We start from the raw sequence: 15,310 nt of genomic DNA, 5'->3' as shown, positions 1-15,310 counted from the left end.
TCTACAGTGGACAGTTTGCCAATTGGCTACCTCATTGGGCTACTTGTTTTTTTAATTATTTGCTCGGCGTTTTTCTCCAGCTCAGAAACTGGAATTCTCAGCCTCAATCGCTACCGCCTACGCCATTTAAGCCGTGAAGGCCACAAAGGTGCGCGACGTGCGGCTAATTTACTGAGCAAACCCGATCGTCTACTGGGCACTATTTTGGTCGGTAATAACGTGGTTAACATTCTCGCCGCTTCGATAGCCACCATTGTCGCCGTCGATCTATGGGGAGATGCTGGGGTGGCGATTGCCACTGCCGGCCTGACCATTATTGTGCTGATTTTTGGTGAAATCACCCCCAAAACCCTCGCCGCACTGCGCCCAGAAATGATCGCCTATCCTGCCAGCCATATTTTACAGCTACTGATGAAACTCCTCGCTCCCGTGGTGTGGCTGACTGGCGCCATTAGTAATGGTTTATTGCGCTTAATGGGCGTTGATCCCAAACAACGTGGCTCAGATAGCTTATCTACTGAAGAGCTGCGTAGCGTGGTACGCGAAGCCGGACAAGAATTACCTGGCAACCGCCAAGATATGCTACTAGGTATTCTTGATCTTGAAAAAGTCACGGTGAATGACATTATGATTCCCCGTAATGAGGTCTTTGGCATCGATTTAGACAGCGATCTCGATACCATTATTTGGCAGCTGCGCACCACGACTCACACCCGTATTCCGCTGTACCGTGAAAATATCAACCAAATCATTGGGGTGATCCATATGCGGCAAATTGCCCGCTTGCTCACCTTAAATAAACTCACCCACAACGATTTGCAAAGTGCCTGTAACGAGCCGTATTTTATTCCCGAAAGCACCCCACTCTCGACTCAATTACTGAACTTTCAGCAAAATAAACGCCGCATTGCGATTGTGGTTGATGAGTACGGCGATGTGGAAGGGATTGTTACCTTGGAAGATATTTTGGAAGAGATCGTCGGTGATTTCAGCCACCAAGATAACCCTCACGAGATGGAGATTCGCAGTCAAAACGATGGCAGCCATATTATTGATGGCGCGGCTTATATTCGCGAAATCAATAAGGCCCTAGAATGGGAACTGCCTAGCGACGGCCCGAAAACTCTCAATGGTTTAATCACTGAAATACTCGAAAGCATTCCTGATGGCTCTGTTTGCCTGCGTATTGGGCCTTATTATATTGAAACCCTAGAAGTTAAAGATAATCGAGTCAACTTAGCTAGGGTTCGAATTGCCGAGTAAAACCACTAACTCAACCCGCTGTTGATCGCAGGCAACATTCACCTGCGATCATCTCCACCAAGCGCAGCTATGGATTTTGCTCCGCCGCCGCTAACGCCTGATCTAATAACTGCTGACCGACCCAAAACTTAGCAAACTGTGCGGCGCAGCGTCCGTTACGGTTGCCACGCTGGGTCGCCCACTGAATGGCAGCCAAATCGGTTGCTTGACTACGCTCCCAGACTAAACCGGTAGGCGCAGCCCAGTGCGCAATCCAGTGATACACCACCTCAAGGTAGTGCGCTTGAGTAAAGGGATAAAAAGAAAGCCACAACCCAAAACGATCGGATAAAGCAATTTTATCTTCTACCGCCTCACTGGGATGAATCTCGCCATCCACTTGTTGCCAATTGGCATTATCAGCCTGACGCTCTGGCACCAGATGACGACGGTTAGAGGTAGCGTACAGCACCACGTTGTCAGGCGCCTGCTCAAGGGATCCATCCAATACACTTTTGAGGATCCGATAATCCCCCTCGCCAGCCTCAAAAGATAGGTCATCACAAAACACAATAAATTTATAAGGCAAACCAGCCAATCCTTCAACGATCCGCGGCAACTGCTCCAACCCTTCACGTTCAACTTCAATTAAGCGCAGCCCTTGATCAACATAAGCCGCCAATAAAGCCCGCACTAAAGAAGATTTACCGGTGCCACGCGCGCCCCATAACAGCGCGTGGTTAGTCGGATAGCCCTGCAACAACTGTAAGGTATTACGCTGCAGCGCCATGCGTTGCTGCTCTAATCCTTGTAAGTCATCAAGTTGCAACGATAAATTAACCGCCATCGGCACTAGTTGCCCAAAGCGCCCCACTTGCTGCCAACGTGCCGCCTTGCACAACTGCCAGTCAATGGCCACTCGCTCTGGAGGTAATAAAGGTTCTACCCGCTTGAGCAAACGTTTGGCTTGCTTTAAAAAACTATCTAACTGTCCACTCATGGGTTGTCGCTCCCGTTACACTGATAATACAAGCTGCCCAATCAGGGCTGATAGGTTAAGGCTACCGAGTTAATGCAATAGCGCAAGCCACCTGGCGCTGGCCCATCGGGAAACACATGACCTAAATGCGCATCACAACCTTGACACAAAACTTCGATCCGCTGCATGCCATGACTTAAGTCCTCACGTTCCCATACCGCCTGCGGGTTAATGGGTGCAGTATAACTGGGCCAACCACAACCCGCGTCATATTGTGTAGCCGCGGCAAATAATGGATGCCCACAGCACACACAAAGGTAACGGCCGCTAGACTTAGGTTGCAAGTACTCCCCAGTGAAAGGTTTTTCTGTTCCTGCTAAGCGACACACACGAAATTGCTCGTCAGATAAAGTTTCACGCCAATTTTCTAACGTCTTTTCTACTTTTTTCACGAGATTTTCCTTTTATATTGATTTTCTTCTGCTTCTATCCCTTTCGAAATATATTTTTCGGTCGTATGATAGAGCTCATTATTTCCGTGGTCTGACACTGCCCAATCGCCCTGCCGTGACTGCGGTTCATTTTGCGCCTTGAGTGCGCCTCTTTATATTAAAACCGGATATTAGGATCATGCAGTACAGCAAATCGAATAAGCTCGCTAATGTTTGTTATGACATCCGCGGACCCGTGCTTAAACATGCCAAACGCTTAGAGGATGAAGGCCACCGTATTCTTAAACTGAATATCGGCAACCCCGCTCCTTTTGGCTTTGAGGCCCCGGAAGAAATCTTACAGGACGTCATTCGCAACTTACCTACCGCTCAAGGGTATAGCGACTCTAAAGGCTTATTCAGCGCTCGCAAAGCAGTCATGCAGTACTACCAACAAAAAGGCATGCCTAGTGTTGGAATTGAAGACATCTATCTCGGTAATGGTGTTTCTGAACTGATTGTGATGACTCTCCAAGCGTTAGTAAATAACGGTGATGAGATTTTACTGCCAGCCCCAGATTACCCGCTCTGGACCGCAGCCACCAGTTTAGCTGGCGGTACCCCTGTGCATTACCTGTGTGACGAGCAAGCAGGCTGGTTTCCGGATATTGCCGATATCAAAGCTAAAATCACCCCCAACACTAAAGGGATTGTCTTAATTAACCCCAACAACCCAACCGGTGCGGTGTACTCCAAAGAATTGCTTGAGCAAATTGTTGAGCTGGCACGACAACATAACCTCGTAATCTTCTCCGATGAGATTTACGACAAAATTCTCTATGACGAAGCACAGCACATCAGCACCGCTTCATTAGCCCCGGATGTACTCTGCCTTACATTCAACGGCTTATCTAAGTCTTACCGGGTAGCTGGCTTTCGCTCCGGCTGGGTGGTAGTGACGGGACCTAAACATAATGCTCGCAGCTATATTGAGGGCTTGGATATTCTGGCCAACATGCGCCTCTGTGCCAACGTGCCGGCGCAGCATGCCATTCAAACCGCGCTCGGTGGCTATCAGAGTATTAATGACTTGGTACTGCCCCAAGGCCGTCTCCTGGAGCAACGCAACCGCACTTGGGAGTTACTGAATGATATCCCTGGTGTCAGCTGCGTAAAACCGATGGGGGCGCTCTACGCTTTCCCACGGATTGATCCTAAGGTTTGTCCTATCTACAACGATGAAAAGTTTGCCTTAGATCTTTTGCTTTCAGAAAAGTTATTAATTGTCCAAGGCACGGCATTTAACTGGCCTAATCCTGACCATTTCCGCGTGGTTACCTTGCCTCGAGTCGATGACTTAGAGCAGGCGATTAAACGCATTGGCAACTTCTTAAGCACCTACCGTCAGTAAACCATACCCCTTAGCTGTCTTTACCTACTTCTTCGGCAAAGACAGCTCGGTATAAAGAAACATTTATCCATACTCTTGTGGTTGCGCATTTAATCCCAATCTATATATTCAGTTAATTTTACGCTCTCTGGAGATAGTTAAACGATGTTGCGTGTTGGTCTATTTTTACTCACTAACTTAGCCGTCCTATTCGTAGCCAGCATCACCTTAAAGCTACTTGGTGTAGACCGCTACACGGGGGCTAACTACGGCAGCCTTTTAGTGTTCTGTGCGGTATTTGGCATGGTCGGCGCGTTTGTTTCGCTCTTTTTATCCAAATGGATGGCAAAGCGCACCACAGGTATTTATCTGATTGAACAACCTGCCAACCAACATGAACAGTGGCTGCTGAATACCGTCGAGCGCTTGGCCCAAGAAGCAGGGATTGGTATGCCTGAGGTGGGCGTCTTTCCTTCTTATGACTCCAATGCCTTTGCTACCGGCTGGAATAAAAATGATGCGCTGGTGGGTGTCAGTGAGGGCTTGCTCGAGCGTTTTTCTCGGGAAGAAGTCGAAGCGGTCCTGGCCCACGAAATCGGCCATATTGCTAATGGCGACATGGTGACCATGGCTCTGTTACAAGGCGTAGTTAACACCTTTGTGATGTTCTTTGCCCGAATTGTCGGCGATATTATTGATCGCGTGGTATTTAAAAACGAAGAAGGCCGCGGTATGGGCTATTACATTTCGGTAATTATTGCCGAGTTAGTGTTTGGCTTGCTGGCTAGCATGATTACTATGTGGTTCTCCCGCCAGCGCGAGTACCGTGCAGATGCTATAGGCGCACAATTAGCCGGTACTGGCGCGATGATTTCTGCCCTTGATCATTTACTGCATGAGCAGCAACAGCAGATTACGCAAGAAATGCCTGGCACCTTGGCTGCCTTTGGTATTAGTGGTGACCTGAAACAAGGACTGGCGGGCTTGTTAATGAGCCATCCGCCGCTTGAAGTGCGTATCGCCGCCTTACAACAAGCCAACTACTAAGCTCTATAACAGGCAATAAAAAACCGTGCTTTAAGCACGGTTTTTTATTGCCTGTAGATCTATTACAACTCTGCCGTTACATCCACTAAGCAACCCGCCTCAAGTTTTAACACTCGATCCATACGTTTGGCTAACTCAGGATCATGGGTCACTACCAAAAACGCCGTACCCAAACGTTTAGATAGTTCTAGCATCAAGGCCTGAATACTTTGCCCTGTGGCTTGGTCTAAGTTACCCGTCGGCTCATCTAACAACACCAACTCCGGTTGATTAACCAGTGCCCGGGCAATAGCCACACGCTGCCGCTCACCACCGGATAATTCAGCCGGCTTATGGGTCATACGTTTAGCCAAACCCACCCGCTCTAATAACTCAGTTGCGGCTTGTTTAATTTGGCTAATGGGCTGCTTACCAATTAACAAGGGCATACAGACATTTTCTAAGGCATTAAACTCAGGCAGCAAATGGTGAAACTGATAGACAAAGCCCAGCGCTTGATTACGCAGCTGACCGCGTTTCGCCTCTGATAAAGCTGATAACTCAGCGCCAGCTAACCAGACACTGCCAGCCGTTGGCGTATCTAACCCTGCCAGCATATGCAGCAAGGTGGTTTTACCAGAGCCAGAAGCACCAATAATAGCTACCCGCTCACCGGCTTGAATCTGTAACTCAACACCTTTTAACACCTCAACCGCTTGCGGGCCTTCGGCATAGGATTTAACCAGCCCACGACACTCTAAAACATAAGCATTATTACTCATAACGTAAGGCCTCGGCTGGCTGCGTACGCGATGCACGCCATGCAGGATAGATCGTTGCTAAAAAACTCAGAGACAATGCCGCAGTACAGATTAACACCACATCTTCCACTAATAACTCAGAGGGCAAATAACTAATAAAATACACATCACTGCTTAAAAACTGATAGCCCAACAATTTCTCTAACCCTGCTACCCAGGCAGTGACATTCAGGGCAGCAATGACTCCCAATACACCACCAATCAGGGTACCGACCACGCCAATTAAGCTGCCTTGCACCATAAAAATACCCATAATCTGCCCAGGCGATGCACCCAAAGTACGCAAGATCGCAATATCGCCTTTCTTGTCAGTAACCACCATCACGAGAGTAGAAATAATATTGAATGCGGCCACTGCTACAATTAGTAATAACAGTAAAGCAATCATGGTTTTTTCCATTTTAATCGCTTGGAATAAGTTACCGTGGCTACGCGTCCAGTCACTGGGATACAGATCACTCTGAGGTAAACTAAAAGCAATCTCGCGGGCTACTCGCGGCGCACTAAACAAATCATTCAGTTTTAAACGGATGCCTTCTACGCGATCAGTGGGCCAGCGCGTTAAACGTGCAGCATCTTGTACGTTAATCAATGCCAAGGAGCTATCTAACTCTGCTCCGACCTTAAACACTCCTACCACCGTAAACATCTTTAGCCGCGGAAAGACACCCGCTGGCGTAATTGAGGCCTCAGGTAACACAAAGGTAATTTTCTCCCCCACGCCGACGCCAAACCGACGCGCGGTAAGCTCACCAATGATGATTCCGAACTCACCACTGCGTAAATCTTCTAACTGGCCCAGCTGCATGTGTTCGGAAATAATCGAGACCTTATTTTCAAACTCTGGATCAACCCCATTAACCATCACCGGCTGCACACTGCCCGAGTGACTCAGCATGCCTTGCAGCTGAGTAAAAGGCGCCACTGCAGCCACTTCAGGATGTTTTAAAATCTGCTCGCCTACGTGCTGCCAATCGGCCATCGGCTGCTGACCACTGACAGTAGCATGGGGCACCATCCCCAAAATCCGCGTCCGTAATTCTCGGTCAAAACCGTTCATCACTGAAAGTACCAAAATCATCACCAGCACACCCAGTGCCAAGCCAATCATTGAGGTCAAAGAGATAAATGAAATAAAATGATTGCGCCGTTTAGCGCGGGTATAACGTGCACCAATAAAAAGTGCTAATGGTCGAAACATAAAACCCTTCCGTTGTAAAAGCCAACTCAATGTTTTCGGCGAAGCCCTTGTGACCACCTTAGCCCTTAACAAGTTTAGGCTGATCGACAAATCTGCTAAAAAGACTGGGCTATACTAACTGAACTCGGCCGATATCTCACTCGCTGTCAGCCGCTTTATCGCTACTCTTCATTAGAGACCACTATGCCAATTATCTATGGACACCGCGGCGCTAAAGGCGAAGCGCCGGAGAACACCTTATTTAGCTTTCAGCACTGCCTAGCCCAAGGCGTTACCCACTGTGAGCTTGATTTACGCCTGGCTCAAGATGGTGTACTGATGGTATTTCATGACGCCACATTAAAGCGCACCACAGGCCAGACCGGCACGCTGGCAGCTAAACCCTCAACCGAACTCAGCCAGTTAGATGCCAGTGCTAATTTTAATCGAGCTTACCCCCAAGCGGCCAAGCCGCCTTACTGTCCAATTCCAACCCTTGAACAACTGTTTCAACAGTGCGCATTTGAGCATTGGCAATTGGAAATTAAAGGCGTTGCCCGTGCTCAGGCCAAAGCCACGGTACTGGCGGTAAAAAACTTAGTAGAACGCTATCAACTCACAGAGCGAGTCACCCTCACCTCCGCTAGCCATCAAGTACTGCACGCCGCGATGCAATGGGCGCCGGAATTAAGTCGAGGCTGCGTCGTAGAGTGGCGCTGGCAAGATCCCCTAGCGATAGCTAAACGCTATAATTGTGAATTGCTGGCTTTAAATTGGAAACTCTGCACATCGCGCCTAGTGGAGCGCAGTAAAGCAAAAGGTTTGCACCTTTCACTCTGGACAGTCAACGAGCCTAAGCAAATGCTAAGGCTCGCTAACATGGGAGTAGACAGCCTGATTACAGACTTTCCCGGTTTGGCCAGTGCCACACTCGGGAGTCGTTAAACTGCTCCTGTAAAGCTGCTCCGATACCCTCAGGCCACTTATCGGAGCCGATTAAAAAAGGCGGTTAAGCCCATCAAAGGCTGCAACTCGATAGGCTTCAGCCATGGTCGGGAAGTTAAAGGTAGTATTAATGAAATACTTAAGGGTATTTAACTCGCCCGGCTGATTCATAATCGCCTGACCAATATGCACAATCTCTGAGGCCTGATAGCCAAAGCAATGCACCCCTAAAATCTCTAAGGTTTCACGGTGAAACAAAATCTTCAGCATCCCCACAGGTTCACTGGAAATTTGTGCACGGGCCATACTCTTAAAGAAAGCCTTACCCACCTCATACGGCACCTTATCCTTGGTTAGCTCTGCTTCGGTTTTACCCAACGAGCTAATTTCAGGAATGGTATAAATACCGGTAGGCACATCATCCACAAAGTGCCAGCTTTCATTGTCTACAATATTACCGGCAGCTGAACGACCTTGATCGTAAGCGGCACTGGATAAGCTCGGCCAACCAATCACATCACCGGCTGCATAAATATTCGGCACTGCGGTGCGGTAATACTCATCAACTTCTACTTGGCCACGGCTATTGGCGGTTAAGCCTACGTTCTCTAAAGCCAGTTGGTCAGTATTACCGGTACGACCGTTACACCAGAGTAAGGCGTCGGCTTTAATTTTCTTGCCTGATTTTAAGTGCAAAATGACGCCGTTCTCAGTGCCCTCAATCCGCTCATACTCTTCATTATGACGAACCAGTACGTTGTTATTACGCAAGTGATAACTTAAGGCATCGGAAATTTCATCATCCAAGAAATTCAGCAGCTGATCGCGGGTATCAATTAAGTCAACCAGCACCCCTAAACCACTAAAAATCGAAGCGTACTCACAACCGATCACCCCAGCGCCATAAATAATTAACCGACGCGGCGTGTGGCTAAGATTTAAAATGGTATCGCTGTCATAAACCCGCGGGTGACTAAAATCAATATCTGCTGGACGATACGGGCGTGAACCGGTAGCAATAATAATCTGGTTAGCCACCAGTTTTTCTACACGGCTCGGACCAACCACATCAATGCTGTGCTCATCGGCAAAGCTTGCGGTACCAAAATACACATCAATCCGATTGCGCGCGTAATAACCGGTGCGCGATGCCACTTGACGCTTAATCACGCTTTCAGCGCTTTTCAGTACGTCTGGAAAAGAGAACCAACGCGGCTCGCCAATTTGGCGGAACATAGGGTTAGTGTTAAAACGTAAAATTTGACGCACTGAGTGACGTAATGCTTTAGATGGAATCGTACCTAAGTGCGTACTACTGCCACCCACTACTCCACGGCTTTCAACCACAGCCACTTTACGTCCAGCTTTAGCCGCATTCATTGCAGCTCCCTCACCGGCTGGACCCGATCCTAAAATGACCACATCGTAGTTATAAACTGCCATTGTGACTCCTTCGTCAGCTGCTCTTTCTCACAGCACAATAAATAAGATGACTTCGATTCAATTAACGAGTTTTAGCAGCAGCGTCATAGGCCAAGGCCTCAGACTGAGTCTGTGCTACGGCCTGATCACGGGTAACTTCTTCGCACTTTTCCCGCACCCCACCACAGATAGAACATTCTTTTTCAATGCCTAAGTTGGCAATTCCACCGCAAGAACCTGCAATAGGTTTACGCCCAGCAATAACTCCAACTGACATGCCTAAAATGACTAACGCCATTACCGCAAATACCACTAAAAACAGCGCAATACCACTCATGGTTGCTCTCCTGTTGGAAATAACTGATCAAATGCACTGCTTGTTTCGGTGACAAACCCCTCATCGACACGACTTACAAACAGTGCGGCAATCTGATGTAGCTCAGCGTAAGCTTTACCGGCATCAGGGCCCAATACTAACAATAAGGTACCTAAGGCATCAGCTGCTAAGGTTGAGGGATCAATTACTGTAACCGCAGCCAATTTATGCTGAATGGGAGCCGCTAAATTAGGATCTAAGGTATGGGAAAAACGCTGCCCATTTTCTTCATAATAATTGCGGTAGTCCCCCGAGGTATTAACCCCTAAGCCATCAATCGGTAAGATTCGCTGGACAATCCGCTGCCCTTCTAAGTTAGGCTCTTCAATAGCAATGCGCCAGGCACTGCCGTCGGGCTTTTTACCAGCGGCTTTTAATTCACCGGTAATCTCAATCATATAACTGTCAATACCTAAAGATTGAAAACGTTCAGCCACCTGATCAACGGTATAACCGGCAGCAATACTGTTCAGATCCACCTCTAGGGCTTTTTCTTTACACAGCTGATTTTGCTCAATCTTTAGGTATTGATAGCCTACGCGCGAACGCGCTTGTTCAATTTGCTCTGCACTGGGTTGTACTCGACCACGGCTATGAGGGCCAAAGCCCCATACATCCAATAAAGGCCCAATGGTTAGATCAAAGGCACCGCCACTACTTTCAGCCAGTTGCTGACCGTAACGCACTAGTTGTAAGACAGGCTCTGGCATGGTTTGGCAAGAGCCTGCTGGCAGACGGTTAAACTCAGACAAGTCTGAGTCTGCGCGGTAGGTCGACATTTGGCGGTCAACTTGGTTAAGAATGCTTTGTAACTCTACATTCACTTTATCCGGCGCTGGCATGTTCGGCCCGCGAACATATTTTACCGTATAAGTACTGCCCATAGTTGGGCCTTGTAGCGTTTCAATGCGCTCTTTAGGGGTGCAGGCGGTTAAGCCAAACCCCAAAGCGATAACCAATCCAACTACCAAATGTCTACGCACCTTAACCTCCGAAGTCGTCGAGCAGGATGTTTTCTGGTTCTACCCCAAGATCTTCTAACATCTTGATCACCGACGCATTCATCATTGGCGGCCCGCACATGTAGTACTCACAATCTTCAGGTGCTGGGTGATCTTTTAAGTAATTCTCATACAACACATTGTGAATAAAGCCGGTTGGTCCATCCCAGTTATCTTCAGGTAACGGATCAGATAATGCCAAATGCCACTCGAAGTTTGGATTTTCTTCTTGTAGCTTGTCGTACTCATCAATATAGAAGGCTTCACGCATTGAGCGCGCACCATACCAGAAACTCATTTTGCGCGTTGAGTGCAAACGCTTTAACTGGTCAAAGATGTGTGAGCGCATCGGCGCCATCCCTGCACCACCGCCGATAAAGACCATTTCAGCATCAGTGTCTTTAGCAAAGAAATCACCAAAGGGTCCGTAAACAGTCACTTTATCGCCTGGCTTCAAGCTAAATACCCAAGAGGACATCTGCCCTGCTGGCAAATCATCACGTCCTGGTGGGGGGGTGGCAATACGAATATTGAACTTCACCATGCCCTTTTCTTCTGGGTAGTTAGCCATCGAATAAGCACGGATTACCGTCTCATCCACGGTCGATGAGTAGCGCCAAATATCAAACTTATCCCAGTCGGCATGGAATTCAGGCTGGATATCAAAATCTTTGTAGTGCACGGTGTGGGGTGGGCATTCTAGCTGCACATAACCACCGGCGCGGAAGTCAACGTTTTCACCTTCTGGCAAACGCAAGGTTAGCTCTTTAATAAAGGTGGCTACGTTCGGGTTAGACTCAACCGTACACTCCCATTTTTTCACCCCAAAGACTTCTTCTGGCACTTCAATTTTCATGTCCTGCTTCACTGAAACCTGACAAGATAAACGCCAGCCTTCTTTCGCTTCACGGCGAGTAAAGTGCGAAGCTTCTGTCGGCAGCATATCGCCGCCGCCTTCTTCCACTACACACTTACACTGGGCACAGGTACCACCACCGCCACAGGCTGAGGATAAGAAAATATTATTTGAGGCTAAAGTCTGCAACAGCTTGCCACCGGCAGGCACAGTAATCGTCCGCTCACCGTTGATCTCAACGGAAACATCACCACTGTTAACCAGTTTCGCCCGCGCCACCAGAATCATGATCACCAAGGCAATCACGATCGCGGTAAACATACCAATAGCGAGGAAAATCTCGTAATTCATTATCTCGCCTCCTTATAGCTGTACGCCAGAAAATGACATAAAGCCCAGCGACATTAGGCCAATAGTGATAAAGGTAATACCTAACCCTTGTAATCCCACTGGCACATCACTGTATTTAAGCTTTTCACGGATACCTGCAAGCAGAGCAATGGCTAACGCCCAGGAGAAACCTGAACCTAAACCATACACCACACTTTCAGACAGATTGTAATCACGCTCAACCATGAACAAGGTACCGCCCATGATGGCGCAGTTCACGGTAATTAAGGGCAAGAACACACCCAACGCGTTATACAGCGAAGGCACGTACTTATCCAGCAGCATTTCCATAATCTGCACGATCGCCGCAATCACCCCGATGTAGCTCAATAAGCCTAAGAAGCTCAGGTCAACATCAGGCAGGCCGGCCCAAGCCAACGCACCGTCTTTGAGTAGGTAGGTATAAATTAGGTTGTTAGCTGGCACAGTAATGGTCTGCACCACAACCACTGCAATCCCAAGACCAATCGCGGTTTCAACTTTCTTCGAGATGGCAATAAACGTACACATCCCCAAGAAGAAGGCCAGCGCCATGTTCTCAACGAAGACTGCCTTAACGAACAAACTTAAATAATGTTCCATTAGTACGCCTCCTTCTCTGGGCTATGGGGTGCCATACGGAAGTCTGGCTGCTCGACCTGATCTTTTTTCCACATTCTTAAGGCCCAAATAAATAAGCCAATCAAGAAGAATGCAGAAGGAGGCAGTAACAACATACCGTTCGGTAAATACCAACCGCCGTCATTGATTACTGGGAAAATGGTGTAGCCCATTAACTTACCAGCACCAAATAGCTCCCGTACGATACCGAGCACAATCAGCATTGCGCTGTAGCCTAAACCGTTACCAATACCATCAAAGAATGACAGCACGGGTGGGTTAGCCATCGCAAATGCTTCTGCCCGGCCCATAACGATACAGTTGGTGATAATCAAGCCAACGAATACCGATAGCTGCTTCGACAATGAATAAGCGTAGGCCTTTAACACCTGATCGACCACAATCACCAAAGAGGCAATAATGACCATCTGCACAATCATCCGAATAGAGCTAGGAATTTGTGAGCGAATCATCGAAATAAACAAGTTAGAGAAAGCCGTAACTAAAGTTAAGGCTACCGACATCACTAACGCTGTTTTTAAGTTCGAGGTTACCGCCAGCGCCGAACAGATTCCCAGAATCTGTAAGCCGATGGGGTTATTGTTAAAAATAGGATCCAGTAGAACCTGTTTAATTGTTGGCTTAGCCATTTAATTAAGCCTCCCCTCTGCGCAGATTCTCAATAAACTGACCGAAACCGCTTTCACCCAACCAGTACTGTAAGAGGTGTTCCACCCCATTACTGGTTAAAGTAGCACCGGCTAAGCCATCCACTTGGTGAATCGCCTGTGGACTGCTTGGATCAACGTTGCCTTTAACGATGTCCAAAGCCACGCGACCTTGAGCGTCATACACAGTTTTATCTAACCATTGTGCAACCCACTTAGGATTATCCACTTCGCCACCTAAACCTGGGGTTTCTGAGTGTTGATAAAATCCAAAGCCAGCCACAGTATTCAGATCACCTTTAAGTGCCATAAAGCCATGCAAGGTTGACCACAGACCGTATCCACGTACAGGAATCACTACGCTATCGAGCTTGCCATCTTGCTCCACCAAGTACACCGTTGAGTAATTCTCACGACGTTTGATTGAAGCAATGTCTTCAGTACTGGTTAAACCTTTAGACAGCGCAGGATCTTTGGATGCCGCTAGGGGATCAAAGCTTTCAGCGTCAAACTGATCGGTAAATTTACCGGTCTCCAGATCAACTACCCGTGCTTTAACGCGAGTATCAAACAGCTCTTTCACCTGACTAGCAGAGAGACTGGCATCGCCTAGACCGGCAATCGCTAGAATACTGCGTTGTTTATCTAACACTTTGTTTTCAGTCTGAATTGGGCGGAGTGCCACCGCAGCGCCGGCAACGAATACCGAGCACACTAAACAGACTAAGAGAGCAACAACAAGTGTACGTACAGTCGATTCTTTCTTACTGGACATTACGTGCGAGCCTCCGTTTGATGTTGGCCTGAATCACAAAGTGGTCAATCAGTGGCGCACATAAGTTAGCAAACAAAATTGCTAGCATCATGCCTTCAGGGAACGCAGGGTTCACCACACGAATTAAGACCGCCATCGCGCCAATTAAGGCACCAAAGATCCACTTACCGGTATTGGTCATTGACGCTGACACAGGGTCAGTTGCCATGAAAATCATACCGAAAGCAAAACCACCGACCACTAAGTGCCAGTACCATGGCATAGCAAATAAGGGGTTGGTATCAGAGCCAATAAAGTTGAATAACGTACTGAGTGCAACCATCCCAAGCATCACCCCAGCCACAATTCGCCAAGCGGCAATACGGGTTAGGAGTAAGACTGCACCACCAATAAAGATAGCTAGGGTACTGGTTTCACCAATTGAGCCTTGAGTCGTACCAATAAAGGCACTCATCCAGCTCACACCGTTATCCATGATGTTAGTTAAGCCACCTTCTGCACCTAAGCTCAGCGCTGTAGCACCGGCAAAGCCATCCACTGCTGTCCACACTGCATCTCCAGAGATTTGTGCAGGGTAAGCAAAGAATAAGAAAGCACGGCCAACTAATGCAGGGTTTAAGAAGTTTTTACCGGTACCACCAAATACTTCTTTACCAATCACCACCCCAAAGCTAATACCGATGGCCACTTGCCATAACGGAATGCTAGGAGGAACGATTAAAGCAAAAAGCACTGAGGTAACGAAAAAGCCTTCGTTAACTTCGTGTTTACGGATACTGGCAAATAACACTTCCCAGAAACCACCCACCACGAAAGTCACCAAGTAAATCGGCACAAACCAAGTGGCCCCTTGGACAATGTTGTCCCACCAATTACTCGGATCAAAACCTGCTAGCATCGCAGTTAAAGCAATGCGCCAAGTTTCTTGAGCACTGGCAAATAACTCTGGTGAGTTAGCAAAGACTTGGTTAGCTTGGTAACCAACGTTCCACATACCAAAGAACATGGCTGGGAAGGTACACATCCACACTGTGATCATCATACGTTTGAGGTCAATGCCATCCCGTACGTGAGCGGTGGTTTTAGTAACACTGCCAGGACGATACAAAAAGGTATCGAAGGCTTCATAGAGCGCGTACCACTTTTCGTACTTACCACCTTTTTCAAAGTGGTGCTCTACTTTATCTAATAAAGCGCGCAATCCCATG

The 15,310-nt window shown here is 47.9% G+C and carries 16 protein-coding genes; 4 read left to right on the top strand and 12 right to left on the bottom strand.

The features are described 5' to 3' along the window. Positions 1–6 precede the first annotated feature (6 nt). The gene (locus tag AKN87_RS00665) at positions 7–1,263 is read left to right on the top strand and encodes an HlyC/CorC family transporter (RefSeq protein WP_053102168.1); all 1,257 of its coding nucleotides are present in this window, start codon (positions 7–9) and stop codon (positions 1,261–1,263) included. A gap of 67 nt (positions 1,264–1,330) precedes the next feature. Here AKN87_RS00665 and AKN87_RS00660 read toward each other — a convergent pair whose 3' ends face one another. Next, a complete protein-coding gene (locus AKN87_RS00660; protein WP_053102167.1) occupies positions 1,331–2,242 on the bottom strand; it encodes an ATP-binding protein in 912 nt (303 codons plus the stop codon). Positions 2,243–2,283: 41 nt separating this feature from the next. Beyond that, complete coding sequence (gene msrB, locus AKN87_RS00655) at positions 2,284–2,673, bottom strand: peptide-methionine (R)-S-oxide reductase MsrB (RefSeq protein WP_053101569.1); 390 nt, start codon at positions 2,671–2,673, stop codon at positions 2,284–2,286. A 178-nt stretch (positions 2,674–2,851) separates the two neighbouring features. Between msrB and AKN87_RS00650 the strand changes: the two genes are divergently transcribed. Then, positions 2,852–4,063 carry a pyridoxal phosphate-dependent aminotransferase gene (locus tag AKN87_RS00650; protein ID WP_053101568.1) on the top strand — a complete coding sequence of 404 codons (1,212 nt, stop codon included), beginning with the start codon at positions 2,852–2,854 and terminating at the stop codon, positions 4,061–4,063. A gap of 144 nt (positions 4,064–4,207) precedes the next feature. After that, the gene (htpX, locus tag AKN87_RS00645; RefSeq protein WP_053101567.1) at positions 4,208–5,089 is read left to right on the top strand and encodes a protease HtpX; all 882 of its coding nucleotides are present in this window, start codon (positions 4,208–4,210) and stop codon (positions 5,087–5,089) included. Between the two features lie 62 nt (positions 5,090–5,151). Here htpX and lolD read toward each other — a convergent pair whose 3' ends face one another. Both lolD and AKN87_RS00635 read right to left on the bottom strand, forming a co-directional pair. Next, on the bottom strand, positions 5,152–5,850 hold the full coding sequence (gene lolD, locus AKN87_RS00640; protein WP_053102166.1) for a lipoprotein-releasing ABC transporter ATP-binding protein LolD: 699 nt from the start codon (positions 5,848–5,850) through the stop codon (positions 5,152–5,154). Continuing rightward, on the bottom strand, positions 5,843–7,090 hold the full coding sequence (locus AKN87_RS00635; protein ID WP_053101565.1) for a lipoprotein-releasing ABC transporter permease subunit: 1,248 nt from the start codon (positions 7,088–7,090) through the stop codon (positions 5,843–5,845). Before AKN87_RS00635 ends, lolD begins: the two co-directional genes overlap by 8 nt. 183 nt (positions 7,091–7,273) lie before the next feature. Here AKN87_RS00635 and AKN87_RS00630 point away from each other — a divergent pair, with 183 nt between their 5' ends. Then, the gene (locus AKN87_RS00630) at positions 7,274–8,014 is read left to right on the top strand and encodes a glycerophosphodiester phosphodiesterase (protein ID WP_053102165.1); all 741 of its coding nucleotides are present in this window, start codon (positions 7,274–7,276) and stop codon (positions 8,012–8,014) included. Positions 8,015–8,065: 51 nt separating this feature from the next. Here the strand turns inward: AKN87_RS00630 and sthA are convergent, their stop codons facing one another. The 8 genes from sthA to AKN87_RS00590 all read right to left on the bottom strand — a co-directional run bounded on the left by sthA (position 8,066) and on the right by AKN87_RS00590 (position 15,309). After that, complete coding sequence (gene sthA / locus AKN87_RS00625) at positions 8,066–9,457, bottom strand: Si-specific NAD(P)(+) transhydrogenase (protein ID WP_053101563.1); 1,392 nt, start codon at positions 9,455–9,457, stop codon at positions 8,066–8,068. 61 nt (positions 9,458–9,518) lie between these two features. Next, entirely contained in the window at positions 9,519–9,773 is a 255-nt protein-coding gene (nqrM, locus tag AKN87_RS00620; RefSeq protein ID WP_053101562.1) for a (Na+)-NQR maturation NqrM, read from the bottom strand. Further along, positions 9,770–10,795, bottom strand: coding sequence for an FAD:protein FMN transferase (locus AKN87_RS00615; RefSeq protein ID WP_408033269.1), 1,026 nt, complete (start codon positions 10,793–10,795; stop codon positions 9,770–9,772). Before AKN87_RS00615 ends, nqrM begins: the two co-directional genes overlap by 4 nt. Before the next feature lies 1 nt (position 10,796). Continuing rightward, positions 10,797–12,023, bottom strand: a complete 1,227-nt coding sequence (gene nqrF / locus AKN87_RS00610; protein WP_173568176.1) for an NADH:ubiquinone reductase (Na(+)-transporting) subunit F — start codon at positions 12,021–12,023, stop codon at positions 10,797–10,799. Positions 12,024–12,032: 9 nt separating this feature from the next. Further along, a complete protein-coding gene (gene nqrE / locus AKN87_RS00605; protein ID WP_053101560.1) occupies positions 12,033–12,641 on the bottom strand; it encodes an NADH:ubiquinone reductase (Na(+)-transporting) subunit E in 609 nt (202 codons plus the stop codon). Next, positions 12,641–13,309 carry an NADH:ubiquinone reductase (Na(+)-transporting) subunit D gene (locus AKN87_RS00600; protein WP_053101559.1) on the bottom strand — a complete coding sequence of 223 codons (669 nt, stop codon included), beginning with the start codon at positions 13,307–13,309 and terminating at the stop codon, positions 12,641–12,643. Before AKN87_RS00600 ends, nqrE begins: the two co-directional genes overlap by 1 nt. A 4-nt stretch (positions 13,310–13,313) precedes the next feature. Further along, positions 13,314–14,102 (bottom strand): Na(+)-translocating NADH-quinone reductase subunit C, encoded by a 789-nt coding sequence (locus AKN87_RS00595; RefSeq protein WP_053101558.1) that lies wholly within the window; start codon positions 14,100–14,102, stop codon positions 13,314–13,316. Further along, positions 14,092–15,309 carry an NADH:ubiquinone reductase (Na(+)-transporting) subunit B gene (locus tag AKN87_RS00590; protein ID WP_053101557.1) on the bottom strand — a complete coding sequence of 406 codons (1,218 nt, stop codon included), beginning with the start codon at positions 15,307–15,309 and terminating at the stop codon, positions 14,092–14,094. Before AKN87_RS00590 ends, AKN87_RS00595 begins: the two co-directional genes overlap by 11 nt. Position 15,310 lies beyond the last annotated feature (1 nt).

The organism is Thiopseudomonas alkaliphila (assembly GCF_001267175.1).
Classification (GTDB): domain Bacteria; phylum Pseudomonadota; class Gammaproteobacteria; order Pseudomonadales; family Pseudomonadaceae; genus Oblitimonas; species Oblitimonas alkaliphila.
This window is presented reverse-complemented; position numbering and strand designations above follow the sequence as displayed.

Bases quoted from the DNA above. Each gene is read 5' to 3' on its own strand.
- AKN87_RS00595 (WP_053101558.1), bottom strand. From the start codon at position 14,102: ATGTCCAGTAAGAAAGAATCGACTGTACGTACACTTGTTGTTGCTCTC.
- AKN87_RS00590 (WP_053101557.1), bottom strand. From the start codon at position 15,309: ATGGGATTGCGCGCTTTATTAGATAAAGTAGAGCACCACTTTGAAAAA.
- sthA (WP_053101563.1), bottom strand. From the start codon at position 9,457: ATGGCAGTTTATAACTACGATGTGGTCATTTTAGGATCGGGTCCAGCC.
- AKN87_RS00660 (WP_053102167.1), bottom strand. From the start codon at position 2,242: ATGAGTGGACAGTTAGATAGTTTTTTAAAGCAAGCCAAACGTTTGCTC.
- nqrE (WP_053101560.1), bottom strand. From the start codon at position 12,641: ATGGAACATTATTTAAGTTTGTTCGTTAAGGCAGTCTTCGTTGAGAAC.
- AKN87_RS00600 (WP_053101559.1), bottom strand. From the start codon at position 13,309: ATGGCTAAGCCAACAATTAAACAGGTTCTACTGGATCCTATTTTTAAC.
- nqrM (WP_053101562.1), bottom strand. From the start codon at position 9,773: ATGAGTGGTATTGCGCTGTTTTTAGTGGTATTTGCGGTAATGGCGTTA.
- AKN87_RS00650 (WP_053101568.1), top strand. From the start codon at position 2,852: ATGCAGTACAGCAAATCGAATAAGCTCGCTAATGTTTGTTATGACATC.
- lolD (WP_053102166.1), bottom strand. From the start codon at position 5,850: ATGAGTAATAATGCTTATGTTTTAGAGTGTCGTGGGCTGGTTAAATCC.
- htpX (WP_053101567.1), top strand. From the start codon at position 4,208: ATGTTGCGTGTTGGTCTATTTTTACTCACTAACTTAGCCGTCCTATTC.
- AKN87_RS00630 (WP_053102165.1), top strand. From the start codon at position 7,274: ATGCCAATTATCTATGGACACCGCGGCGCTAAAGGCGAAGCGCCGGAG.
- AKN87_RS00635 (WP_053101565.1), bottom strand. From the start codon at position 7,090: ATGTTTCGACCATTAGCACTTTTTATTGGTGCACGTTATACCCGCGCT.